Consider the following 22,471-nt stretch of genomic DNA (forward strand, 5'->3'; position numbering starts at 1 on the left):
GCTGAACGCAACGAGGCGCCCGAACCGTATCCCTGGTGTGCGGACAGTCCTCCGACAGGCCAGGATGACCGGTGGACGATACTGACAAGCACGACTTGCAGCAGCGATACATGACCTACGCGATCCACAGGATCTTTTGGGAGCAGGCGGTATGAGCAACACAGCGCAGATCGGCGTCACGGGCCTCGCGGTCATGGGCCGCAACCTCGCCCGCAACTTCGCCCGCAACGGCTATACGGTCGCCCTCCACAACCGGACCGCGTCGCGTACGCACGCCCTGGTCGAGGAGTTCGGCTCCGAGGGCGACTTCATCGCGGCCGAGACCGCCAAGGAGTTCGTGGCGGCGCTGGAGCGGCCCCGCCGTCTGGTCATCATGGTGAAGGCCGGTGAGCCGACCGACGCGGTGATCGAGGAGTTCGCGCCGCTGCTCGAGCCCGGCGACATGATCATCGACGGCGGCAACGCGCACTTCGCGGACACCCGGCGCCGGGAGCGCGACCTGCGCGAGCAGGGCATCCACTTCGTGGGCATGGGCGTCTCCGGCGGCGAGGAGGGCGCGCTCAACGGACCGAGCATCATGCCGGGCGGCCCGAAGGAGTCGTACGACTCTCTCGGCCCGATGCTGGAGAAGATCTCCGCGAAGGCCGCGGACGGGGCGCCCTGCGTGACGCACGTCGGTCCTGACGGTGCCGGGCACTTCGTGAAGATGGTCCACAACGGCATCGAGTACGCCGACATGCAACTCATCGGCGAGGCCTACCAGTTGCTGCGGGACGTGGCCGGATACTCCCCCAGCCAGATCGCCGACATCTTCCGCACCTGGAACACGGGCCGCCTGGACTCGTACCTGATCGAGATCACGGCCGAGGTGCTCTCCCACGTGGACGCGGCGACCGGCAAGCCGTTCGTGGACGTCGTGGTGGACCAGGCCGAGCAGAAGGGCACCGGCCGCTGGACCGTGCAGATCGCCCTGGACCTGGGTGTCCCGGTGTCGGGCATCGCGGAGGCGGTCTTCGCGCGGTCGCTGTCGGGGCACGCGGAGCTGCGGGAGGCGTCCCGCGGTCTGGCCGGGCCCAAGGCGTCGCCGCTGTCGGAGTCGGAGGCGGGTGCCTTCGCCGACCGCGTCGAGCAGGCGCTGTACGCCTCGAAGATCGTGTCGTACACGCAGGGCTTCCACGAGATCGCGGCGGCCCGTGAGGAGTACGACTGGGACATCGACCTGGGTGCAGTCTCGGCGATCTGGCGCGGTGGCTGCATCATCCGCGCGGCCTTCCTGGACCGCATCCGGTCCGCCTACGACACCCGCGCGGACCTGCCGAGCCTGCTCTCCGACGACACCTTCGCGCAGGAGATCGCCGACGCCCAGGACGACTGGCGCGAGGTCATCGTCGCGGCGACTCGCCAGGGTGTCCCGACGCCCGGCTTCGCGGCGGCGCTGGCCTACTACGACGCGCTGCGCGCCGAGCGGCTGCCCGCGGCGCTCACGCAGGGGCAGCGGGACTTCTTCGGAGCGCACACCTACCGGCGCACCGACCGGGACGGCTCGTTCCACACGCTGTGGGGCGGGGACCGGTCCGAGGTGACCGGCTGAGCGTCGCCTGAGCTCCGACATGGAGGAGGGCCACCGTCCGGTGGCCCTCCTCCACTGTGTTCACGTGGTTGCCGTCAGCTGAGCGGTGGCCCCGGCTCGGGGTTCGGCACCGGCTCCGGGCCCGGTGGGACCGGGGACGGCGACGGGTCGGGGACCGGGCCTGGGCCCGGTCCCGGAGTCGGGTCCGGGGGTGAGGGGGGCTCCGGGGTGGGGCCCGGAGGCGTGGGGACCGGGCCGGGGCCCGGAGTGGGACCCGGCGGGACGGGGTCGGGGTACGGGTTGGTCATGAGGTCCTCCGGCCAGTCGGTCGACGTCGGCTCTGGACTACTCCCCCGCGTACCCGTGGGCGGCAACCGCAGTCACCCGGGTGGGCTCTCGTCTCAGAACCCCTCGGGGTGGGCCGCCAGCCACTCCTTCGCCGCGCGAAGCAGCTCCGGGCTCGCCGCGGGGGCCTCGTCGGGGTGGCGTTCGGCCCACTTGACGACGTACGGGCAGAGCGGGGCGACCAAGACGCCCTCGCGAGCCGCGATGCCGTAGAGCTCGCGGGCCAGGGAGCCCGCTATGCCCTGCCCCTCGTGGGCCGGTTCCACGATGGTGTGGACCGGGACCAGGGCGCGCTCGGGCGATTCGAGGACGAAGTACTGGATGTGGCCGACGACTTCGCCTCCCCCGGGACCGAAAGCCTCCAGCCGTCCGGCCTGTCGGTCGTCGCGGATCTCGATGTCGCTCATGGGCACGCTCCTGGTCCGAAGGTCGTCGAGCAGGTCAGGCCGGCACCGCCTGCGGGCTGCGCTCCTGGTCCGAACCCGGTACCGGCTCGGACGGATCGGCCCCCAGGGCGACGACGCGGTTGTCACGGTCCACGTGCACGACCCGGGGTTCGAGTGCCCGCGCCTCGGCGTCGGTCACCTGAGCGTAACTGATGATGATCACCAGATCTCCGGGGTGGACGAGATGGGCGGCGGCACCGTTGATACCGATCACCCCCGAACCGCGCTCACCCTTGATGACGTACGTCTCCAGCCGGGCGCCGTTGGTGATGTCGACGATGTGGACGAGCTCACCGGGCAGCAGGTCGGCGGCTTCGAGCAGATCCGCGTCGATGGTCACCGATCCCACGTAGTGCAGGTCGGCCTGGGTGACGGTGGCTCGGTGGATCTTGGACTTGAACATGGTGCGCAGCATCGGAGCACTCCTGAACGTAGGCTCCCTGCCTGCGTTTTTGCAGGTCAAGGGCTGTTGAGGGATTTTACTGCGGGTCCGGCGTCCCGCCTTCGGCCCGGCGGAGTTCGTGACCATCGCCACAGCCGGGCGGGCCTCGCTCCGGCCCCGACGGTTACGGCCCGCCCCGTGGCCTGTGCGTTTCCGGCGTCCTCGGGCGGGGACCCGGCGCCCGTGGTGGCCTACGGAGCGGAACAGCGGGTGCGGGTGCCGGCCCTGCGGGCCCGGTGGCTGCGGCAGACCTTCGTGCACTGGCCGTTCCGGCCGGAGGACGTGCAGGCTCTGCTGCCCCGGGAACTGGCCGTGGACGAGTTTGACGGGGCGGCGTGGGCGGGTTTCACGCCGTTCGTGATGGCGGACGTACGCCCGCCGGGTGTCCCCGCCTCGGTGCCCGGGCTCCCGACGTTCGCCGAGACCAACCTGCGGACCTATGTGCGGCGCGAGGACGGACGGGACGGGATCTGGTTTTTGTCCATCGAGGTGGCCTGCCCGCTGATGCTGGCGGCTCGTGCCGTCGGGGCGCCGTACACGCTGGGCGACCTGTGCGTCGCCACGGACGGCGACACCGTGTCGTACACGGGCTCGCGAGGGGCCGGCCGCGTCTCGTACCGTCTGGACGTGCGTCCCGGTGACCCCGTCCGGCCGACCGAGCGCGACGTGTGGCTGACCTCGCGGTGGCGGGCGTACACCCGTCGGTTGGGGGTTCTGCTGGAGACGCCGGTGGAGCACGAGCCGTGGCCGCTGACCGGGGCGGCCGTCGATGTGCTGGAGGAGACGCTGACCGCCGCGGTGGGGCTGCCCGCCCCGCTCGACGAGCCCGTCGTGCACTTCTCCCCCGGGGTCGAGCACGTCCGGCTCGGGCCTTCGCGGCCCCTTTTCCCATGAGCGGGCGGCTGCGCTTCGACGGCTGGATCGCGGGCCTGGGCACGGCCTCCGGGACCCGTGTCGTGCTGGGGCACTGGCCGCGGTCGCCGTTCGGGCCGTTCAGCGATGTGATGCTGGAACGGCCCGACGGGGAACGGCTGCTGCTCGCCCCCACCCGGCAGACGGCGGACTTCGTCAGCGGCACGTACGTCTTCGACACCGTGCGTGTCGTCCCGGTCGACGTGCGGGTCTCCGGCCGGAATTGGAGTGTCACGGCCGGGCCGCTGGACCTGCGTTTCACGGCGGGCCGCCGACGACTCCTCGGGCTGCTGCTGCGTGCGGTGCCCGGTGTGCTCGCCCGGCAGCCGGCCTGGTGCACGCTCATCTCCGTTCCCGCCCGCGTGCTGCTGCCCGGTGTGCGCACCCGTGGCAGTGCGGGGGCGGGCCGCCGGGAGTGGTACGGAGCCCGGGACCTGCGGCCGATCGACGCGGTGTCGGGGGTCTTCGAGGGCGACGACCTCGGTGCGGCGGCCCCCGTCGTCCCGCCCGTACGGTTCGGGTTCGGGTCCGTGCCGAGGAGACCCTCCCTCACCCGCGTCACGACCACGGTGGAACTGGCCCCGGAGTGAGGGACGCCCGCCGGGGGTACCCGGCCGTCCGGACAGGGAGTGGCGCATGGGCAGGACGAGCACGCGGGGCACGGCGGACACCCTCGCGGTCACGCACGGTCTCTTCAACGTCGTGGGCGGTCTGTGGCCGCTGGTGCATCTGCGCAGTTTCGAGTGGGTCTTCGGTCCGAAGACGGACGTGTGGCTGCAGATGACGACGGGCGGACTGCTCGTCTCCGCGGGCGTCGCCCAGCTCGCCGCGGCTCCCGGTCCGAACGGCCCGGCCCAGGCCCGCCGCATCGGCCTCGGGACCGCCCTGACCCTGCTGGCCGTGGACCTGGTCTATGTACCGAAGGGGCGGATCCGGCCGACGTACCTCCTCGACGCGGCGATGCAGACCGGCTGGATCGGCGCCTGGCTGCGAGCCGCTGACGGGAAGGCGTCGTGAGCGGCGGAGGGGCCACCCGCACGAGCACCACGAACCCCGAGAGGGAGGCGACCATGAGTGAGCAGACCCCGTCCCAGGCGGAGGGCGAGCGCCAGGAGACCACGCCGGACGCCGCGCAGGAGGCATCCGGCCGACGTGACGTGCCCCGGACGACGCCCTCGCAGGCGGAGGGTGACGACACGGACGACACGGAGAACACCGAGAACACGGACGAGGCGAGCGGCCCCGCCGGTACCTGAGAGGAAGCCTGCCGGGCCGTGCGAAAAGTTCGATGAATGGCCTTCGGCAGGCTGGTTACACAGCGCCCTACACGAATACTCCACGGCGCGTTCCTGCTGGGCCTGTCCACCCTGCCCTTCCTCTACAACGTCTGGAAGACCGCCAAGTACGGCGAGCGCATCGAGGTCGACGACCCCTGGGGATACGGCCGCTCCCTGGAATGGTCCACCTCCTGCCCACCTCCACGCCACAACTTCACCGCCCTGCCCCGCATCCGCTCGGAATCCCCCGCCTTCGACATCCACCATCCCGAGATCGCCCGACACGACCAGAAACAGCACTCCGGCAGACGCGACGCCATCGACGCCCCGGGACACGAGGGTGAACGGCCCTGAGGAGGGCAGAGCCCATGAGACCCACGAGGACCTCCGGCCGGCCGGACAGCGCCCCCGCCTCCGGCGTCGAGCCGCGCAGGTCGATGGCCGTGTGCGCGCTGATCGGGGCGGCGGTGACAGCGGCCGTCGACGAGATCGTCTTCCACCAGCTCCTGGGCTGGCACCACTTCTACGACCGCGCCACCACAAGTGCGGGCCTGCTCTCCGACGGACTTCTGCACACCGCCGAACTGCTCGCCCTGTGCGCCGGGTTCTTCCTCTACGCCGATCTGCGCCGACGCGGCTCCCTCGCCGCGCCCCACGCCTGGGCGGGCCTCTTCCTCGGCATGGGCGCCTTCCAGCTGTTCGACGGCATCGTGGACCACAAGCTGCTGCGCCTGCACCAGATCCGCTACGGCGTGGACGTCACCCCCTATGACCTGGCCTGGAACCTCGCCGGTCTGGTCCTGCTGCTCATCGGCGCGGGCCTCGCCGTGCGCGCGGTGCGGCGGCACGGCGAGGGCGAACCCCCGGAATGACTCCCGCGCACGTGCACCCGGGGCCGGCGGGACCCGGACCGGCCGAACTGGTCGTCGGCGCGGCCGTGCTGCTGGTGACCGTCGGCTATCTGGCGGCGGCGGGGCGGCTGCGGCGGCGCGGGGACTCCTGGCCCCTGGCCCGGGACGCCTCGTTCGCGGCCGGAGGCCTGGGCACGGCCTGGGCGACACTGGCCGACCCGTGGGGCGGGCCGTTCACCCAGCACGTGGTACGGCACCTGGTCGTCGCCATGGTGGCCCCCCTGCTGTTCGTCGCGGCGCATCCCCTCACCCTCGCCCTGCGCGCCCTCGCCCCCGGCGGGGTACGGCGGCGCCTGGTGGCCCTCGCGCACTCCGGTGCCGTCGGGCTGCTGCTCTTCCCTCCCCTGGCTGCCGTACTGGACGTCGGCGGGCTGTGGCTGCTGTACCGCACGGAGCTGTTCGCGGCGACGGCGCACCGGCCGCTGCTGCACAGCGCGGTACAGGTGCACATGGCGGCGGCAAGCCTGCTGTTCACCTTCGCGGTGTGCGGGCTCGATCCGGTGCGCCGCCGCTGGAGTCTCGCCGTGCGCGGCGCGACCGTTCTGGCCGCCGGGACCGCGCACGCCGTGCTGGCTCGCACGCTCTACTCCCGGCCGCCGCCCGGCACCGCCTTCACCAGCGCTGACCTGCGTGTCGGCGCCCAGTGGATGTACTACGGCGGCGACCTCGCGGAAGCGGGGCTGGCCGTCCTGATCGGGGTGGCCTGGTACGCCGGTGCCGGGAGGGCCCGGGCCCGCCGTCGGCGCCGGGGATGCGAGGACGAGGTGGTGGACCGGCCCGGCCGGGGCACTCGGAGGCCGTCACAGGACTCCCGCAACCGGAGGGGAAACATGAACACGACGGCACGGACCCCGCTCGACGGTCCGACACGGCAGAAACGGCTGGCGATCTACCTCAACGACCACCTGGCCGGCGCGACGGCGGGCGTCGAACTGGCCCGTCGCATGGCACAGGAGCACCGCGGCTCGCCCTATGGGGAGACCCTGGAGAGCCTGCGGAAGGAGATCTCCCAGGACCGGCAGGCCCTGGTACGCCTCCTCGCCGACCTCGACGTCCCCGTCAGGCACTACAAGACGTACGGGGCGTGGCTGGGCGAGAAGGCCGCGCGGCTGAAGCCCAACGGACGCCTGTTGCGCCGCTCCGGCCTCGCCCTGCTGATCGAGCTCGAAGCGCTGCGGCTGGGAGCGCAGGGCAAGGCCTCGCTGTGGCGCGGGCTGCTCGCCGCGTCGGCCCAGGACTCGCGTCTGGACGCCGACCGGCTGGAGGAGTTGCTGCGCAGGGCGGTGCGGCAGATCAAGACATTGGACTCGCTGCATGCCAGGGTCGCGACGACGCTGTTGTTTCCGGCGACCCGGCGGGAACCGGCGTCGACACCCACGGCGGACACGAGTTCGCCGGCCTGACCTCGTGGTTTCGTCGGCCTGACCTCGTGGTGCGGACGGCCCTCGTCCGTCTGGCCGATTCCGTTCCACCACAGCCTTCACCGTTTGGTTACACCGCATCGGCACGGGTACTCGCGCGGCTCTGTTCCGGTCAACAGCCTAGGAGACCTCATGGGCTTCAACCCCCTGGAACACCAAGGAATCCCTCTGGACCGTCAGTTGCGCAACTGGCGTGAGCTCGACGTCGAGCCCGTCGACCCCGACCACGGTGACCCGTACACCAAGTGCCGCATCATCGCGATGAACGGCATCGAGGTCGAGGCGATCCTCTTCAGCCACCAGTTCGCCCGCCACTGTCCCGACCTGGACGTCAAGCGGCAGCTGGCGGAGGTCCGGTACATCGAGCAACAGCAGCAGAAGGTGGTCAACTGGCTGCTGCCCGGCCTCGCCTCGGTTCTGGAGACGACCATCTCCTACGAGCAGGTGGCGGTCGACCTCACCGGCTGGATCGCCCGTCACGAGCCCGACCCGTATCTGAAGCAGGCGTACGAGTTCGGTGTCCTGGAGGACTTCGACCACCTGTACCGCTACGCCAACCTCTACGAGATGATCGAGCACCGCAAGGCGGAGTCGATCGTCGAGGGGCTCACTGAGGTGATGCCGGGCCGGCCGACCAAGTTCCACCACCGCAACCCGGCCGACAACGTGCGCGAGCCCTACGACCGTACGACGGTCAACCCGCTCTCCCGGCTGCACGCGCTGACCATCATGGCGGCCGAGCAGCAGACGATGAACTTCTACATGAACGTCGGCCCCCAGTACATGGAGCCGATCGCCCGCCAGCTGTACCAGGAGATCGGGCTGATCGAGGAGGAGCACGTCACCCACTACGAGTCCCTGGTCGACCCGGGAGAGTCGTGGTGGGAGCAGCTCGTCACCCACGAGTACAACGAGTGCTACCTCTACCACTCCTTCATGGAGCAGGAGCCCGACCCCAAGGTGAAGGCGATCTGGGAGCTGCACCTGAACATGGAGCTCGAACACCTGCGGATCGCCTGCGATCTGATGCGCCGTCACGACGGCCGTGAGCCCCAGGAGATCCTCGCTCCGGAGCTGCCGAACGTGCTGACCTTCGAGGAGAACAAGCAGTTCGTACGGGGCCTGCTGGACACCCAGATGGATCTGACGACCCTGGGCACCGGCTATGTCCGGGACGCCCACGAGCGGTTCGAGAAGATGCAGGAGCAGATCCACGGGGGCGAGGAGCCGCCCAGCGAGCGGGTGATGGCCCAGCACCGGGAGCTGTTCGGCCGCGAGTACCGCATCGAGACGGAGGGCGAGCACCCCGACTTCGCCTCCCGGGAGAGGAGCTGACATGGCCGGGATCGCGGCGAGCGACGCCGATGTCGTGGCCCTGCTGATGCGTCAGCACGGTGACATCCGCAACCTCTTCGACGAGGTGGAGCGGACGGCCGGGGACGAGCGCCGGGCGGCGTTCCGGAACCTCGTCCAGCTTCTCGCCGTGCACGAGACGGCCGAGGAGGAGGTCATCCGTCCCTTCACCCGCTCCTCCGTGCCGGACGGCGCGAAGGTGGCGGACGAGCGGCTGGCCGAGGAGCGGGAGGCGAAGGAACTGCTGTCGCGGCTCGACGGGATGGACACCGACGACCCCAAGTTCCTGCCCGAGCTCCAGACTCTGCGCCTGGACGTGATGAAGCACGCCCGCGCCGAGGAGCGGTACGAGTTCAACCACATCCGCCGCCACGCGGACAAGGCCCGCCTGGCCTCCATGGCCACCGCCCTGAAGGCGGCCGAGGCCGTGGCCCCGACCCACCCGCACCCCGGGACCGAGTCGGCGGTCAAGAACATGGCCCTGGGGCCGGTCGCCGCCCTGGTCGACCGCACCCGGGACGCCGTACGCAAGGCCATGGGCAAGGACGGTTGACCGGCTCCGCCCTGTCCGGCAGAACGACCCTGGGCTGTGGCTTCGGCAGTGACGGCCGCGGCTCAGGAGTCAGGTGTTCGACGTTTCCCGCCCCTACGCCGCGCTGGTCTGCGTCGCCCCTTCACCGTGTGAGGTGAACTGGGTCCGGTAGAGCTCGGCGTACCGGCCGTCGAGGGCGAGGAGCTCCTCGTGCGTGCCCCGCTCCGCGATCCGCCCGTCCTCGACCACCAGGATCAGGTCGGCCGTGCGGATGGTGGACAGACGGTGGGCGATCACGATCGCCGTCCTGCCCTCCAGCGCCTCCGTGAGCGCCTCCTGGACGGCGGCCTCCGAGGTGTTGTCCAGATGGGCGGTGGCCTCGTCGAGGATGACGACGCGCTGGCGGGCCAGCAGGAGGCGGGCGATGGTCATGCGCTGGCGTTCGCCGCCGGAGAGCCGGTAGCCGCGTTCGCCGACCACGGTGTCGAGTCCGTCCGGCAGGGACCGTACGAGAGCCTCCAGGCGGGAGCGGCGCAGCGCGTCCCACAGCTCCGTCTCGGTCGCCTCCGGGCGGGCCAGCAGCAGGTTCGCGCGGACGGTGTCGTGGAAGAGGTGTCCGTCCTGGGTGACCATGCCGAGGGTGGCCCGCAGGGAACCGGCGGTCAGGTCGCGGACATCCACGCCGCCGATGCGGACGGCACCCTCGTCGACGTCGTAGAGCCGCGGCAGCAGCTGCGCGACGGTCGACTTGCCGGCGCCGGACGAGCCGACGAGGGCGACGGTCTGGCCGGGTTCGGCGCGGAAGGAGACGCCGTGCAGGACCTCGGCGCCACCGCGGGTGTCGAGGGAGGCGACCTCCTCCAGGGAGGCCAGGGAGACCTTGTCGGCGGACGGGTAGCCGAAGCGGACGTCGGAGAACTCGACGGCCACCGGTCCCTCGGGTACCTCACGGGCGTCCGGCTTCTCCGCGATCAGCGGCTTCAGGTCCAGTACCTCGAAGACCCGCTCGAAGCTCACCAGCGCGCTCATCACCTCGACACGGGCGCCGGCCAGGGCGGTGAGCGGGGCGTACATGCGGGTCAGGAGCAGCGCGAGGGAGACCACGGCGCCCGGTTCCAGGCTGCCGCGCAGGGCGAACCAGCCGCCGAGGCCGTAGACCAGGGCGAGGGCCAGGGCGGAGACCAGGGTCAGGGCGGTGATGAACACCGACTGGGCGGTGGCCGTGCGGACGCCGATGTCCGCGACCTGGCGGGCCCGGGCCGCGAATTCGACGGACTCCTGCTCCGGGCGGCCGAAGAGCTTGACCAGGGTGGCGCCGGGCGCGGAGAAGCGTTCGGTCATCCTGGTGCCCATGGCCGCGTTGAGGGTGGCCGCCTCCCGCTGCATCCGGGCCATCCTGCTGCCCATGCGCCGGGCGGGGATCACGAACACCGGGAGCAGCGCTAGCGCGAGCAGGGTGATCTGCCAGGACAGGGTGAGCATCACCACAAGGGTCAGCAGCAGGGTGACCAGGTTGCTGACCACGCCCGACAGGGTGTTGCTGAAGGCACGCTGGGCGCCGATGACGTCGTTGTTGAGACGGGAGACCAGCGCTCCCGTACGAGTGCGTGTGAAGAACGCGACCGGCATGCGCTGCACATGATCGAACACAGCCGTGCGCAGATCGAGGATGAGTCCCTCCCCGAGCGAGGACGACAGGCGTCGGGCGAGGATGCCGAGCGCCGCCTCCGCGACCGCGATGAGGGCGATGAGCAGGGCCAGACGTACGACCTTGCCCTCGTCGTCGCCCGACACGATCGCGTCCACGACCTTGCCGGCCAGCACGGGCGTGGCCACGGCGAGCAGCGCGGTGGCCACGCCGAGTACGACGAAGCGGGCGATACGGGTACGGTGCGGGCGGGCGAACGCGCCGATGCGGCGCAGCGTCGCGCGGGCGAACGGGCGGCGTTCCTGCTCGGCGTTCATGACACTGTGCAGCTGTGTCCAGGCTGTGGTCTCCATGCTCATGGGAGAGAACGTACGACCTCAAGCGTTCTTGAGGTCAATGACCGACCATCTTCCCTCCGCCGGAAGGACTCGATGACCGTACGTAAGACCCTGGCCCCGCTTCCGCAACCCGCCGTTGGCGCGGCGGGGACAGCCTCTCCCGGTGTGACAGCGGTAGAGCTCCCCCAGGGACGCCCTCTCCAGCGCCTCCCCGTCCGCCGTATCCGCCAGATCCTGTGTCTGGTCCCGCTCCTGCTGGTCACCGTCGTGGCGGTGCAGCACCGTTCCGTGCTCGCGGAGGGCTTCGGTCAGCTGCGGCACGCCGAGTGGCCATGGCTCGTGGTCGCGGTCGGCACCACCTGTCTGACGTGGGTGGCCGCCTCCTTCACCCGGCAGGGTGCCGTCGTGGAGCGGCTGCCCCGGCGGCGGCTGCTGGCCACGCAGTTCGCGGCCGGGGCGGCCAACCATCTGCTGCCGACGGGCCTCGGCGCGAGCGCGGTCAACCTGCGGTTCATGACCGTGTGCGGGGTTCCGCTCACCCGCGCCTCGGCCGCGCTGGCCCTGTATCTGCTGGCGGAGTCGATCGGCCGGCTCACCCTGCTGACCGCCCTCTTCATCGCCTTCCCGGACGCGCTGCGGCTCGGCGCACTGCTGCCCGACACCGCGGTGGGTCCGCTGCTGCTGGGTCTGGGCGCGGTACTGGTGGCGGCCGTGGGCGTCCTCGCCGGTGTCCGCCGGGTGCGGACGGCGGTGGGCTCCTTCCTGCGGACCGCGCTGTGCGAGGCGCGCTCGGTGCACACCCGGCCGTCCCGGGCGCTGGCCCTGTGGGGCGGTTCGCTCGCCTTCCCGGCACTCCAGGCGGCGGGGCTTGCCGCGGTGGGGCAGGCGCTGGGGCTGTCGGTGCCGCCCGCGCACGTGGCCCTCGCGTACCTCGCGGCGACCTGCGCGGTGGCCCTGGTACCCACGCCGGGCGGGGTCGGCTCGGTGGAGGCGGCCCTGGTGATGGCGCTGGTGGCGGCCGGCGGCCCGGCCTCCGTGGCCACGGCGGCGGTGCTCGCGTACCGGATCATCACGGTCTGGGTGCCGCTGGTGCCGGGGGCGGTGACGCTGGGTGCGCTGGTGCGGCTGAAGGTGATCTGACCTTCTGGCTCGGCCGCGGGGTCGTTCACCAGCCCGTGAGCCGTACTCGTACGGGGCCGCCCTCGGGGTCGACGCGGTGTGTCCAGCGCGCGCCGAGGGTGAGGGTCCGGTGCGGAAGCGCCCTGAGAAGGCCTTGGCGGTGCAGCGTGCGGCCGTCCTGGGTGACGTGGAGCAGCGGGCGGTACAGCGGGGCCGTCGTGCGCAGGAGGTACGGCAGTCCGCGGTCGGCCGGGGTGACGCGGTTCGGGGCGATCCAGCGCAGGGGTGGGTCCACCAGCAGGGGGACACCGTCGGAGGGTTCGGCTCCGGCAAGGGCCTGCAGAACGGCGCCGGCCACGTGTGCCCCCTCGCGGGCCGCGGTCGCCGCGCTCTCCACGGGGTGCAGCACACTGCCGACCGCGAACACGCCGGGCCGTGAGGTGCGCAGCGACCCGTCGACGGCCGGACCTCGGGTGCCGCCGTCCAGAATCAGGCCGCCGCGCCGGGCAAGTTCGTGTTCGGGCACGAAGTCGCCGGTGAACACCACCGTGTCACAGAGCAGTACGGCCGTCCTGCCGTCCCGGTGCCGTACGCGGACGCCCGACAGCCTTCCGTGTCCGAGGAGTTCGGTGACCGTGGTGCCGGTCAGGAGCGGAATGCCTTGCCGGAGACGGGCGTCGGCGGCGCGGGAGGGCGTGGTCTGTGCACGCGACCCCTCGGTGACCAGGGCGACGACCACCGCTCCGGCGGCCCGTACGGTGCCGGCGGCCGCGTAGGAGACGTCCTCGGCGCCGACCACGACCGCGCGCTCGCCGATGCGCTGCCCGTGGAGGTGCACGGCCTGTTGGAGTTCGCCCGTGGTGAGAACGCCGGCCGGGCGGGTGCCGGGGACCAGCCGTGCGGAGCGCGGGCGTTCCCGGGCGCCGGTGGCCAGGACGACCGCCCGTGCCCGGATCGTCTCGTGGCCGCGCGGTCCGACGGTGCGCAGCGCCAGCGGACCGGCCCAGTCGAGGGCGGTGACGCCGGTACGTACGACGGCTCCGGCGCCCTCGGCGGCGGTGACGAGGAGTCGGGCGTAGGCGGGACCGGTCAGGGGGCGCAGCCGGCTGCCGTAGCCGCCGTGGGCACAGTGCCGCGGCACTCCCCCGGCCTGTTGTTCACGCTCCAGGACCTCGACCCGCCCCACTCGGGCGGCGGCCAGGCGGGCGGCGGCCGCGAGCCCGCCTGGGCCAGCACCGACGATCAGGACGTCGACCTGGCGTACGGCGGTCATGGGCGGGCCTTCTCGGACGGCGCCGGGGGCTGGGCCCTCTCGAACAACTCCCGTACCGCCGCCCCGCAGTAGAAGCCCTGGCAGCGCCCCGCTCGGGCCCGGGTCCGGCGGCGCAGGCCATCGAGGGTGGTCGGGGGGATCGTGGTGGTGAGGGCGTCGCGGATCTCGCCGCGGGTGACACGTTCGCAGTGGCAGACGAGGGTGCCGTACTCCGCGTCGGCGGCGACGAGTTCGGGCCGCTGGTAGGGGCGCGGGAACATCTCGCCGAGGTTGGGCATGTGCACCGGTTCCAGTTCCTCGGCGGGGCCGAGGTCGAGGCCGGTGTCGGCGAGCAGGTCCCTCACGTGTGCGGCGATGGCGAGCGAGGCGGTCAGTCCGGTCGAGCGGATGCCGCCGACGGTGACGTACGCCTGTTCGGGGTGGGCCGAGATGCGGTAGTCCTCGTGCTCGGTGGCGGCGCGCAGGCCCGCGTAGACGGCGGTGACCTCCTCGTCGAGCAGGCCGGGGAGGATGCGGCGGCCCTTGTCGCGCAGCCCTTCCAGACCGTCGGCGGTGGAGCCGGTGGCCCGCTTGTCGTCCAGGTCCTCGGCGGTGGGGCCGAGCAGGACGTTGCCGTACACGGTGGGGGCGACCAGCACGCCCTTGCCGAGGGCGGTGGGGACGGGCAGGAGGATGTGCCGCACGAGGTCGCGGGCGAACTTGTCGAAGACGAGGAGCTGGCCACGACGCGGAGTGACGGTGAAGTCGTCGTGGCCGAGGGCCCGGTCGAGGGTGTCGGCGTGCAGACCGGCGGCGTTGACGAGCCAACGGGTGCGCAGGGTGCCCCGGGACGTCGTCAGGTGGTGCGTGCCGTCCGGGCGACTCACCTGTTCCACACGGGTGTTGAGGTGGAGGTCGACTCCGTGCCGGACGGCCTGGGTGGCGTACGCCAGGGTCGTCGTCCAGGGGCAGACGATGCTCTCGCTGGGGACGTGCAGGGCGCCGAGGGCGCCGGGACCGAGGTGCGGCTCACGGTCGTAGAGCTCCTCGGGGCCGATCAGGCGGGTGTCGTGGCAGTCGTTGCGCTCGGCCTTCTCGGCGAGGCGCGGCAGGGCGGCGAGTTGCTGCTCGTCCCAGGCGACGAGGAGGGCGCCGACGGGTTCGACGGGGATGCCGGACGCTGCCGCGTAGGCGGCGAGCAGTCGTGAACCCTCCCGGACCAGGCGTGCCTCCAGCGTGCCGGGGGTGGCGTCGAAACCGGTGTGCAGGATCGCGGTGTTGGCCTTCGAGGTGCCCTGGCCGACGTCGTCCTGTGCTTCCACGAGGGCGACGTGGAGGTGGGGCTGGCGGGCGAGGGAGCGGGCGATCGCCGTACCGACCACTCCGGCGCCGACGACGGTGATGTCGTACGGCGGTGTGGGCAGGGGACCCCGGCGGGTGACGGCGCCGTGCGCACGGCCCGTCATGCGCGTCCGCCGGCCAGGAAGGGGCGCAGGGAATTGCGCGACCCGCCACGACGGCGCCGCCGACCAACCGTGCCCGACGTCCGCCCTCTCATCCGTCCGCCTCCCGGAGCAGCATGTCGACCGCGGCCTGGAACCTGCCCATGCGCTCCCCCGCCTCCTGGGCCGAGATCCGCGGCTCGTACACGGCGGCCGGCTTCCAGTGCGGCAGCGCGTCGGCCACCTCGAGGCCGCGTTCCGCGCCGAGCCGCGCCAGCGTGCCCACGCCCAGCGCGGTCGCGTCCGGCAGTGCCGACACCTCCACGGGGCGTTGCAGCAGGTCGGCCTGGGTCTGCATGAGGAGGGCGGAGCGGGTGAGGCCGCCGTCGACGCGCAGGACGTCCAGGGGCGAGCCGAGATCCGTGGCGGCTGCCTCGGCGAGCAGGACGACCTGTGCGGCCAGGCCGTCGCAGAGCGCTCGCACCAGATGCCCGGGGCCGGTGTCGAGGCCCAGGCCCGTGAGGGAGCCCCGCAGGTCACCCCGCCACCAGGGGGCCGCGAGCCCGGCGAGGGCCGGGACGAAGGTGACCCCGCCGCTGTCGGGCACCGTGCCGCCCACCGCGTCGAGGTCGGCGGCGCCCTCGATGACGCCCAGGTCGGTGAGCCAGCGGACCGCGGACGCGGCCGTGTACACCTGGCCGTCGAGACAGTAGCTGGTCCGCCCGCCGAGCTGCCAGGCCACACAACTGACCAGTCCCGCGTCACCACGCCGGGGCACGGACCCGGTGTGCGCGAGCAGGAACGCACCCGTCCCGTAGGTGCACTTGGCGCCGCCGGGGGCCGTGACGCGCTGGGCGAGCAGGGCGGCCTGCTGGTCGACGGCCAGCCCGGTGAGCGGGATCTCCGGGCCGAACGCCCTGGTCGCACCGACCAGTTGGGCGTTGCCGACGACCTCGGGGAGCCGTTCGTCCGCGAGGCCGTACAGGTCGAGGGCACGCCGCGACCAGCGCACACGATCGAGGTCGAGGAGCTGGGTGCGCCCGGCGGTGGCGGCGTCCGTGACGAAGGCACCGGTGAGCCGGTGGACCAGCCAGGCGTCACTGGTGGTGACGACTCCCTCGCGGGTGTGGTGCCGTCGTATCCAGGCCATCTTGGGCGCGGCGAAGTACGGGTCCAGCGGGAGACCCGTCAGGGCCCGTAACTCCTCCGCGTGCGGACGGAGTTCGGTGCACACGCTCTGTGCCCGGCGGTCCTGCCACACGAGCGCGTCGGTGAGCGGCCGGCCCGTCGCCGGGTCCCAGGCGAGCACGGTCTCGCCCTGGTTGGCGAGGCCCAGCGCGACCACGGACTCGCCCGCCTCGGCCACCGCCCGCGTGCCCGCCTCGATCACCGAGTCGTACAGCCGCGCGGGGTCGACCTCGACCAGTCCGCCGGGCCGGTGGCGGGGCCGCACCTCGGCGAACCCGGTGCCGATGACACCGCGTTCGGGGCAGATCACCAGGGCCTTGGTGCCGGAGGTGCCCTGGTCGACGGCAAGCACCGGACCGGTCATCACGTCCCTCCCCTGGTGATCACGGTCCGACAGCCTGCCGTCGTCGTCCGTGCCGCGTCAAGCGGCCCCCCACCAGCGGTTACTCGGCCGCCTTGACTGGCCGATCACCAGTCAACTTCCCTTTTGTGAAAAGAAGTTCTCAACGATCGGGAAGGTGGTGTGCCTGCGATTCTCCGCCCCTATAGTGACCGCCGACCACCCGCGATCTCCTCAACCGCCGCCCCGAGGAGGGCTGTTGTTACTCCACCCTGCCGTCCTGCCCGGTCCCGCGCCCGGGGCGGGCAGGTGATGGCCAGAGAAGGAGCACGCCCCGTCTTCGACCCCGCCGGCCACGATCCGGAACTGCGCGCGGCCCTCCAGGAGGTCCGCGCCGGGCGCTGGATGTCGATGCGCACCCTGCTGGAGCGGACCACCGCCTGGTGGCAGTGGACCCAGCGCACCCAGGTGCTGGCCGCCGCGGCCGCGGGCACCGACGTGGTGCGGACCTGGCTCGCGGAGGAGCCCGGCAGCGTGCCGGCCACGGTGATGCGGGCCCGGGTCGCCGTGGAGCGCGCGCTGCGGGCCCGGCGCGAGCGGCACCGCCGTACGCACGAACTGTGGATCGAGGCCTGGGACGTCAGCCGGACCGCCGCCCGGGTCGCGGCCCACGACCCGGTGCCCTGGGTGTGTCTGCTGGCCCTGGCGCAACTGGACCACCGGCGGCTGTGGGAGGAGCACCGGGCGAAGCCGCCGGCGCCGATGCTGCCGCCGGGGCCCTGGGGGCTGCTGGCCGAGGCCGACAGGCGGGACCCGTACAACCGCGAGGCCCACCACCGCATGCTCCAGTTCCTGTACGCGCAGGCGTCCTCGGAGCGGCTGGCGGAAGCGGTCGGCCATGCGCACTGGGCCGCCGAGTCCGCCCCGCCCGGGTCCGCACTGCACGTACTCCCGCTGTACGTGCGGGTCGAGCGGTACCGGCGCGAGGCCTCCCACAGTGCCGCGCTCGACCTGCACTGGGTGGCCGAGGACGCCGTCCGGGAGGCGGGCCGGGCCTATGACGCCTGGTTCGCCCGGGCTCCCGCCGAGGAGCGCACCCCGCTCGACCTCAACCATCTCGCCCACGCCCTGTGGGGGGCGCTGCGGTTCGAGGAGGCGAACGAGGTGTTCGACGCGCTCGGCCCGTACTACACGCCCCTGCCGTGGTCCTACCGCGCCGACGCGGGAAGCGAGCGAGGGCAGGGCGGGCAGGTCTTCCTCCGGGCGCGGGCGCGCAGCCGGTCCGCGACGCACGGCCCCTGACACCCGTACCACTCCCGCCCCTTCATCGGAGGTCTCCGTATGGCGTACGAACCATCGATATCCCCGCACGTCCCGCAGCCCGACGAGGAACAGCGGCTGCGGGAACTCGGCTACCGGCCCGTGCTGGCCCGGCGCATGGGCGGCTTCGGCAACTTCGCGATCAGCTTCTCGGTGATCTCGATCCTGTCCGGCTGCATGACCCTGTACGGCTTCGGCATGGGAGCGGGCGGGCCCGCGGTGATGCTGTGGGGCTGGGCGGGCGTCGGGCTGTTCGTGCTGTGCGTGGGACTCGCGCTGGCCGAGGTCACCAGCGCGTATCCGACGTCCGGTGCCCTCTACTACATGGCGGACCGGCTCGGCGGACGCCGCTGGGGCTGGTACACGGGCTGGCTGAACCTGCTCGGGCTGCTCGGCGCGATCGCCGGGATCGACTACGGCGCCGCCCTGTTCGCGGGCGCGTTCGCCAACCTCCAGTGGGGCTTCGAGCCGACTCCGGGCAGGACCATGCTGATCTTCGCGGCGATCCTCTTACTGCACGCCGTACTGAACCTGTTCGGCGTACGGCTGGTCTCCGTGCTCAACTCGATCAGTGTGTGGTGGCACCTGGCCGGTGTGGCGGTGATCGTCGGCGCCCTGTGGATCGTCCCGGACAGCCACCGGTCGCCGTCCTTCGTGTTCACGGAGTTCGTCAACGACACCGGCTGGCACAACCCCGTCTACGTGGCCGCGATCGGCCTGCTGCTCGCGCAGTACACGTTCTCCGGCTACGACGCCTCGGCCCATCTGTCCGAGGAGACCTCCAACGCCTCGGTGTCGGCGGCCAAGGGCATCGTGCGGGCGATCTGGGTGTCGTGGATCGCCGGGTTCGTGCTGCTCGCGGGGCTCACCTTCGCGATCCAGGACTACGACGCCACGCGGGCCACCGCGACCGGGGTGCCGCCGGCCCAGATCCTGCTCGACGGTCTCGGCACGGACGGGGCGAGCGCGCTGCTCGTCGTGGTGGTCGTGGCGCAGCTGTTCTGCGGCAACGCCGAGGTGGCCGCGGCCAGCCGGATGGTGTTCGCGTTCAGCCGGGACAAGGCCCTGCCGGGCTCGGCGCTCTGGCGGAAGGTCAGCGCCCGCACCCAGACGCCGGTCGCGGCCGTGTGGCTGTCGGTCGTGGTCGCCGGAGTGCTCGCGCTGCCCTCGCTGTACTCGGCGACCGCGTACGGCGCGGTGACCGCGATCAACGTCATCGGCATCACACCCGCGTACGCCATCCCGGTGTTCCTGCGGCTGCGCGCGGGGAGCCGTTTTCAGCCGGGTCCGTGGAGCCTGGGCAGGTGGAGCAAGCCCATTGGATGGACGGCCGTGGTGTGGGTGGCCTGTGTGACGGTGCTGTTCTGCCTGCCGCAGTCCTCGCCGGTGACGGTGGACACGATGAACTACGCCTCCGTGGCCCTGGCCGTCGTCCTGCTTCTCGCCACGGTGTGGTGGTTCGTGGCCCGGCGGTCGTACGGAACGCCCACGACGGCCGCGTACTCGGACCGCGAGCAGGCCGAACTCTCCGAGGGGATCGTCTGAAACCCGGCGATCCGGCGTCGGGCCAGGTACGAACTGCCGTGCCGGATACGGCAGGATGAGCGGTCGCGTCGGCCACGGAACCTTCACACGGCCGACGCGATCGCACTTCCCGCAATTTTCGAACAGGTGGCAACGTGACGGCATTTCAACGGGATCTCACCATGGACGACATGCTCGGCGCCGGCATCGCCGTGGTCGCGGGCCTGGTGGCGGCTTTCCTGCTGCGCATGCTGCTCAAGTGGCTGGGCAAGCACGCGGACCGCACCAAGTGGGGCGGCGACGACGTCCTCGTGGCCGCGCTGCGGACCGTGGTGCCCTCGGCGGCGATCGCGGGCGGCATCGCCGTCGCCGCGGCGGCGCTGCCGCTGACCAAGGGCGTCCAGCGCACGGTCAACCAGGTGCTCACCGTGCTGCTGATCTTCGTCGTCACGGTGGCGGCGGCCCGGCTGGTCGCGGGGCTCGTGCGCACGGTCACCACGTCCCGCTCCGGGGTCGCCGGTTCGGCCACGATCTTCGTCAACATCACCCGGGTGCTGGTCCTGGCGATCGGTTTCCTGGTCGTGCTGCAGACCCTCGGCATCTCCATAGCGCCGATGCTCACCGCCCTCGGCGTCGGCGGTCTCGCGGTCGCGCTCGCCCTCCAGGACACCCTCGCCAACCTCTTCGCGGGCATCCACATCCTCGCCTCCAAGACGGTCCAGCCCGGCGACTACATCCGGCTGGCCAGCGGCGAGGAGGGCTATGTCGAGGACATCAACTGGCGCCAGACGACCGTCCGCGCGCTCTCCAACAACCTGATCGTCGTCCCCAACGGCGAACTCGCCAAGACGAACATGACCAACTTCATGCGTCCCGAGCAGCAGTTGACGATCCTGGTCCAGGTCGGGGTGGCGTACGACAGCGATCTGGACCACGTCGAGCGGGTCACCTGCGAGGTCGTCACCGAGGTCATGACCCGGGTCGAGGGCGCCCTCCCCGAGCACGAACCGCTGGTCCGCTTCCACACCTTCGGCGACTCCCGGATCGGCTTCACCGTCATCCTGGGCGTCGGCGAGTTCAGCGACCAGTTCCGCATCAAGCACGAGTTCATCAAGGAGCTGCACAAGCGCTACCGCGCGGAGGGCATCCGGATCCCGGCGCCGACGCGGACCGTTGCCCTCCAGCAGGGCTCGGTGTCCATTCCGCACCAGCGCGGCGGGCAGCCCGTGATCGAGCCGGGCGAGGTGTCCTCCGCCCGGCTCGACTAGGTCAGCCCGTCGTACCGGACCGGCCTCGAGGAACGGCGCACTCGGTCCGGCCCGTGCAGGGGCGACGCTCGGGGTGCCCCGCGCGGCCGGGACCGGGCTCTCGACCGCGGCACCGCGAAGCCGTGGCTGCGCGGGCCGTCCGGGCTGATCGGGAGCACCGGCCCCGTCGTGGTCGGCTACAGGGTGGCCGAGTTGTCGTGCGGGGCGCTCGGCCGGTTCTGCGGCTGCCGCAGGGCGGAGGTGACCGGCGTCACCGTCCAGTCCCGGTGACCGGGCATCCTCGGTGTCCTGGTGCCGTACAGCCAGTCCCGCAGGAAACCGGACTGGTCGGTGCCGGAGACCTCCGAGGCGACAGCGATGTAGTCCTCGGTCGACGCCGAGGCGTTGCGGAAGCGCTCCAGGAACGTCGACTCGATCGCGCTGAAGACGCTCTCACCGACCTGCTGGCGCAGCGCGTACAGGACGAGGACGCCGCCCAGGTAGCGCTGGCTGTCGAAGAGGTTGGCCTCGCTCGGGGCGGCGACGGGGCCCGAGGACTTGCGCCACTGGTCGCCGCGCGCGTACGTGTCCTTCATGCGGGCTTCCATGGTGGTCAGGCCGAGGGAGTCGGTCCAGCCGCGCTCGTAGCGGTACAGCAGCCCGTAGAAGTCGGCGTGTCCCTCGTTGAGCCACAGGTCGGCCCAGGTGGCGGGGCTCACGCTGTTGCCGAAGTAGGAGTGGACCAGCTCGTGCATCATGTGCGAGCCGATGCTCTTCTCCGCCTGGAGCAGGTAGTTCGGCTTGTACAGGGTGAGGGTCTGGGTCTCCAGGCCGGTGAAGTCGAAGGCGTTGGAGGCGTCGTTGTTGCACGGCAGCAGGCCGTACGTCTCGAACGGGAACGCCCCGAGCCGCTGCTCGATCCAGCTCACCAGGTTCGGGGTGAGGGCGAGCGCGGGCTCCAGGGCGGTGGCCCGGGCCGTCGGGACTATGTCCCTGAGCGGGAGTCCGTGCGGGCCCTGCCGTTCCTTGACCACGTAGTCGCCGACCGTGATCTGCACGAGCTCCGTGGCCATCGGCTCCCGGGACCGGTAGCAGTACGCGGTCCGGCCGTCGCCGAGGTCCTCGGTGCTCACCAGCCGGCCGCTGGCGACGCCCTTGAGACCGGCCGGGACGGTGACGCGGAAGGTGAAGTCCGCCTTGTCCGAGGGGTGGTCGTTGCACGGGAAGACGGTGTGCGCCGCGTTGGGCTGGGGGCAGATCGCGAAGCCGTCCGGCGTGGGCACCCAGGCGGTGGGGCTGAGGACGGCACGCGGGTCCGCCGTGTAGGTCACGGTGACGGTAGCCGTGGACCCCGCGGCCAGCGGGGCGGCCGGGGTGATGCGCAGCTTCTCGCCGGCCTGCTCCCGGTCGGCCCGGACGCCGTCGAGCAGCACCTCGTGCACGTCGAGGCCGAGCGCGTCCAGGGAGAGGCGGCTCAGCTCCTGGGTGGTGGTGAGCGTCAGGGTCGCCGTCGCGTCGACGAGCCGGGTCGTGGCGACGTACGCGAGGTCGAGGTGGTACGACGAGACGCGGTAGCCGTCGTTGCCGAGGCTCGGGAAGACCGGGTCCCCGAGGGTCTCCGGGCCAGGGGTGGCGGTCTCCGGGTCGGCGTGCGCCGGGGCGGCAACGGACAGAGCCGCCACGGTGCCGAACAGCGCTGCCGGGGCCGTCACTCTGGTGCGATATCTCATGGTCTGCTTTCCCTCGGGCGGCCGGCTGGTCGGGTCCGGCCGTCGGATGAGTGTGATCACCGTGCATGACCACAAGATCAGACGCCTTGGTTGCACCGGAGGAGACACGAGATC

General features: G+C 71.9%; 20 protein-coding genes and 1 pseudogene. 14 read left to right on the top strand and 7 right to left on the bottom strand.

From position 1 onward, the window contains the following. The first annotated feature begins 151 nt into the window (after positions 1 to 151). Positions 152 to 1,591 carry an NADP-dependent phosphogluconate dehydrogenase gene (gene gndA, locus ACZ39I_RS08645; protein WP_467243717.1) on the top strand — a complete coding sequence of 480 codons (1,440 nt, stop codon included), beginning with the start codon at positions 152 to 154 and terminating at the stop codon, positions 1,589 to 1,591. 380 nt (positions 1,592 to 1,971) lie between these two features. Here the strand turns inward: gndA and ACZ39I_RS08650 are convergent, their stop codons facing one another. Together ACZ39I_RS08650 and panD are read right to left on the bottom strand one after the other, a co-directional pair. Then, positions 1,972 to 2,322 (bottom strand): GNAT family N-acetyltransferase, encoded by a 351-nt coding sequence (locus ACZ39I_RS08650; protein WP_467243718.1) that lies wholly within the window; start codon positions 2,320 to 2,322, stop codon positions 1,972 to 1,974. Positions 2,323 to 2,356: 34 nt separating this feature from the next. Then, positions 2,357 to 2,776: an aspartate 1-decarboxylase gene (panD, locus tag ACZ39I_RS08655; protein ID WP_467243719.1), complete on the bottom strand. Its 420-nt coding sequence runs from the start codon at positions 2,774 to 2,776 to the stop codon at positions 2,357 to 2,359. A gap of 210 nt (positions 2,777 to 2,986) precedes the next feature. Here panD and ACZ39I_RS08660 point away from each other — a divergent pair, with 210 nt between their 5' ends. From ACZ39I_RS08660 to ACZ39I_RS08700, 9 genes and pseudogenes are all read left to right on the top strand, one after another. Further along, positions 2,987 to 3,697, top strand: a complete 711-nt coding sequence (locus ACZ39I_RS08660) for a YqjF family protein (protein ID WP_467244359.1) — start codon at positions 2,987 to 2,989, stop codon at positions 3,695 to 3,697. After that, the gene (locus ACZ39I_RS08665; RefSeq protein WP_467243720.1) at positions 3,694 to 4,305 is read left to right on the top strand and encodes a hypothetical protein; all 612 of its coding nucleotides are present in this window, start codon (positions 3,694 to 3,696) and stop codon (positions 4,303 to 4,305) included. The genes ACZ39I_RS08660 and ACZ39I_RS08665 overlap by 4 nt, the downstream gene beginning before the upstream one ends. A gap of 46 nt (positions 4,306 to 4,351) precedes the next feature. After that, a complete protein-coding gene (locus ACZ39I_RS08670; protein WP_467243721.1) occupies positions 4,352 to 4,732 on the top strand; it encodes a hypothetical protein in 381 nt (126 codons plus the stop codon). Positions 4,733 to 4,785: 53 nt separating this feature from the next. Next, positions 4,786 to 4,971 carry a hypothetical protein gene (locus ACZ39I_RS08675; protein ID WP_467243722.1) on the top strand — a complete coding sequence of 62 codons (186 nt, stop codon included), beginning with the start codon at positions 4,786 to 4,788 and terminating at the stop codon, positions 4,969 to 4,971. A gap of 84 nt (positions 4,972 to 5,055) precedes the next feature. Beyond that, positions 5,056 to 5,346, top strand: a pseudogene (locus ACZ39I_RS08680) (aa3-type cytochrome oxidase subunit I); the annotation flags it as partial. Positions 5,347 to 5,360: 14 nt separating this feature from the next. Beyond that, on the top strand, positions 5,361 to 5,864 hold the full coding sequence (locus tag ACZ39I_RS08685; RefSeq protein WP_467243723.1) for a DUF2243 domain-containing protein: 504 nt from the start codon (positions 5,361 to 5,363) through the stop codon (positions 5,862 to 5,864). Next, the gene (locus ACZ39I_RS08690) at positions 5,861 to 7,306 is read left to right on the top strand and encodes a cytochrome c oxidase assembly protein (RefSeq protein ID WP_467243724.1); all 1,446 of its coding nucleotides are present in this window, start codon (positions 5,861 to 5,863) and stop codon (positions 7,304 to 7,306) included. Before ACZ39I_RS08685 ends, ACZ39I_RS08690 begins: the two co-directional genes overlap by 4 nt. 150 nt (positions 7,307 to 7,456) lie before the next feature. Further along, positions 7,457 to 8,659 (top strand): hypothetical protein, encoded by a 1,203-nt coding sequence (locus ACZ39I_RS08695; RefSeq protein ID WP_467243725.1) that lies wholly within the window; start codon positions 7,457 to 7,459, stop codon positions 8,657 to 8,659. A 1-nt stretch (position 8,660) separates the two neighbouring features. Beyond that, a complete protein-coding gene (locus ACZ39I_RS08700) occupies positions 8,661 to 9,230 on the top strand; it encodes a hemerythrin domain-containing protein (RefSeq protein WP_467243726.1) in 570 nt (189 codons plus the stop codon). A gap of 93 nt (positions 9,231 to 9,323) precedes the next feature. Here ACZ39I_RS08700 and ACZ39I_RS08705 read toward each other — a convergent pair whose 3' ends face one another. Further along, the gene (locus ACZ39I_RS08705; protein ID WP_467244360.1) at positions 9,324 to 11,210 is read right to left on the bottom strand and encodes an ABC transporter ATP-binding protein; all 1,887 of its coding nucleotides are present in this window, start codon (positions 11,208 to 11,210) and stop codon (positions 9,324 to 9,326) included. 150 nt (positions 11,211 to 11,360) lie between these two features. Here ACZ39I_RS08705 and ACZ39I_RS08710 point away from each other — a divergent pair, with 150 nt between their 5' ends. Next, complete coding sequence (locus tag ACZ39I_RS08710; protein ID WP_451471447.1) at positions 11,361 to 12,335, top strand: lysylphosphatidylglycerol synthase transmembrane domain-containing protein; 975 nt, start codon at positions 11,361 to 11,363, stop codon at positions 12,333 to 12,335. A 25-nt stretch (positions 12,336 to 12,360) separates the two neighbouring features. Here the strand turns inward: ACZ39I_RS08710 and ACZ39I_RS08715 are convergent, their stop codons facing one another. From ACZ39I_RS08715 to ACZ39I_RS08725, 3 genes are all read right to left on the bottom strand, one after another. Next, positions 12,361 to 13,587 carry an NAD(P)/FAD-dependent oxidoreductase gene (locus tag ACZ39I_RS08715; RefSeq protein ID WP_467243727.1) on the bottom strand — a complete coding sequence of 409 codons (1,227 nt, stop codon included), beginning with the start codon at positions 13,585 to 13,587 and terminating at the stop codon, positions 12,361 to 12,363. After that, positions 13,584 to 15,032 (bottom strand): FAD-dependent oxidoreductase, encoded by a 1,449-nt coding sequence (locus ACZ39I_RS08720; protein WP_467243728.1) that lies wholly within the window; start codon positions 15,030 to 15,032, stop codon positions 13,584 to 13,586. Before ACZ39I_RS08720 ends, ACZ39I_RS08715 begins: the two co-directional genes overlap by 4 nt. Positions 15,033 to 15,120: 88 nt before the next feature. Continuing rightward, positions 15,121 to 16,560 carry an FGGY family carbohydrate kinase gene (locus ACZ39I_RS08725; RefSeq protein ID WP_467243729.1) on the bottom strand — a complete coding sequence of 480 codons (1,440 nt, stop codon included), beginning with the start codon at positions 16,558 to 16,560 and terminating at the stop codon, positions 15,121 to 15,123. Between the two features lie 288 nt (positions 16,561 to 16,848). On the opposite strand from ACZ39I_RS08725, the gene ACZ39I_RS08730 reads away from it, so the two are divergent. The 3 genes from ACZ39I_RS08730 to ACZ39I_RS08740 all read left to right on the top strand — a co-directional run bounded on the left by ACZ39I_RS08730 (position 16,849) and on the right by ACZ39I_RS08740 (position 20,648). Beyond that, on the top strand, positions 16,849 to 17,838 hold the full coding sequence (locus tag ACZ39I_RS08730; protein ID WP_467243730.1) for a hypothetical protein: 990 nt from the start codon (positions 16,849 to 16,851) through the stop codon (positions 17,836 to 17,838). A gap of 39 nt (positions 17,839 to 17,877) precedes the next feature. Continuing rightward, entirely contained in the window at positions 17,878 to 19,401 is a 1,524-nt protein-coding gene (locus ACZ39I_RS08735) for an amino acid permease (protein WP_467243731.1), read from the top strand. A gap of 161 nt (positions 19,402 to 19,562) precedes the next feature. Continuing rightward, positions 19,563 to 20,648 carry a mechanosensitive ion channel family protein gene (locus ACZ39I_RS08740; RefSeq protein WP_467244361.1) on the top strand — a complete coding sequence of 362 codons (1,086 nt, stop codon included), beginning with the start codon at positions 19,563 to 19,565 and terminating at the stop codon, positions 20,646 to 20,648. A 176-nt stretch (positions 20,649 to 20,824) separates the two neighbouring features. Here the strand turns inward: ACZ39I_RS08740 and ACZ39I_RS08745 are convergent, their stop codons facing one another. Then, positions 20,825 to 22,357 carry a M1 family metallopeptidase gene (locus ACZ39I_RS08745; RefSeq protein ID WP_467243732.1) on the bottom strand — a complete coding sequence of 511 codons (1,533 nt, stop codon included), beginning with the start codon at positions 22,355 to 22,357 and terminating at the stop codon, positions 20,825 to 20,827. Positions 22,358 to 22,471 lie beyond the last annotated feature (114 nt).

This window comes from Streptomyces sp. NPDC024687 (genome assembly GCF_055559055.1).

Excerpts from the sequence above, each read along its gene's own strand:
- gndA (WP_467243717.1), top strand. The coding sequence starts at position 152 with ATGAGCAACACAGCGCAGATCGGCGTCACGGGCCTCGCGGTCATGGGC.
- ACZ39I_RS08650 (WP_467243718.1), bottom strand. The coding sequence starts at position 2,322 with ATGAGCGACATCGAGATCCGCGACGACCGACAGGCCGGACGGCTGGAG.
- panD (WP_467243719.1), bottom strand. The coding sequence starts at position 2,776 with ATGCTGCGCACCATGTTCAAGTCCAAGATCCACCGAGCCACCGTCACC.
- ACZ39I_RS08665 (WP_467243720.1), top strand. The coding sequence starts at position 3,694 with ATGAGCGGGCGGCTGCGCTTCGACGGCTGGATCGCGGGCCTGGGCACG.
- ACZ39I_RS08670 (WP_467243721.1), top strand. The coding sequence starts at position 4,352 with ATGGGCAGGACGAGCACGCGGGGCACGGCGGACACCCTCGCGGTCACG.
- ACZ39I_RS08675 (WP_467243722.1), top strand. The coding sequence starts at position 4,786 with ATGAGTGAGCAGACCCCGTCCCAGGCGGAGGGCGAGCGCCAGGAGACC.
- ACZ39I_RS08685 (WP_467243723.1), top strand. The coding sequence starts at position 5,361 with ATGAGACCCACGAGGACCTCCGGCCGGCCGGACAGCGCCCCCGCCTCC.
- ACZ39I_RS08690 (WP_467243724.1), top strand. The coding sequence starts at position 5,861 with ATGACTCCCGCGCACGTGCACCCGGGGCCGGCGGGACCCGGACCGGCC.
- ACZ39I_RS08695 (WP_467243725.1), top strand. The coding sequence starts at position 7,457 with ATGGGCTTCAACCCCCTGGAACACCAAGGAATCCCTCTGGACCGTCAG.
- ACZ39I_RS08700 (WP_467243726.1), top strand. The coding sequence starts at position 8,661 with ATGGCCGGGATCGCGGCGAGCGACGCCGATGTCGTGGCCCTGCTGATG.
- ACZ39I_RS08705 (WP_467244360.1), bottom strand. The coding sequence starts at position 11,210 with ATGGAGACCACAGCCTGGACACAGCTGCACAGTGTCATGAACGCCGAG.
- ACZ39I_RS08715 (WP_467243727.1), bottom strand. The coding sequence starts at position 13,587 with ATGACCGCCGTACGCCAGGTCGACGTCCTGATCGTCGGTGCTGGCCCA.
- ACZ39I_RS08720 (WP_467243728.1), bottom strand. The coding sequence starts at position 15,032 with ATGACGGGCCGTGCGCACGGCGCCGTCACCCGCCGGGGTCCCCTGCCC.
- ACZ39I_RS08725 (WP_467243729.1), bottom strand. The coding sequence starts at position 16,560 with ATGACCGGTCCGGTGCTTGCCGTCGACCAGGGCACCTCCGGCACCAAG.
- ACZ39I_RS08730 (WP_467243730.1), top strand. The coding sequence starts at position 16,849 with ATGGCCAGAGAAGGAGCACGCCCCGTCTTCGACCCCGCCGGCCACGAT.
- ACZ39I_RS08735 (WP_467243731.1), top strand. The coding sequence starts at position 17,878 with ATGGCGTACGAACCATCGATATCCCCGCACGTCCCGCAGCCCGACGAG.
- ACZ39I_RS08740 (WP_467244361.1), top strand. The coding sequence starts at position 19,563 with ATGGACGACATGCTCGGCGCCGGCATCGCCGTGGTCGCGGGCCTGGTG.
- ACZ39I_RS08745 (WP_467243732.1), bottom strand. The coding sequence starts at position 22,357 with ATGAGATATCGCACCAGAGTGACGGCCCCGGCAGCGCTGTTCGGCACC.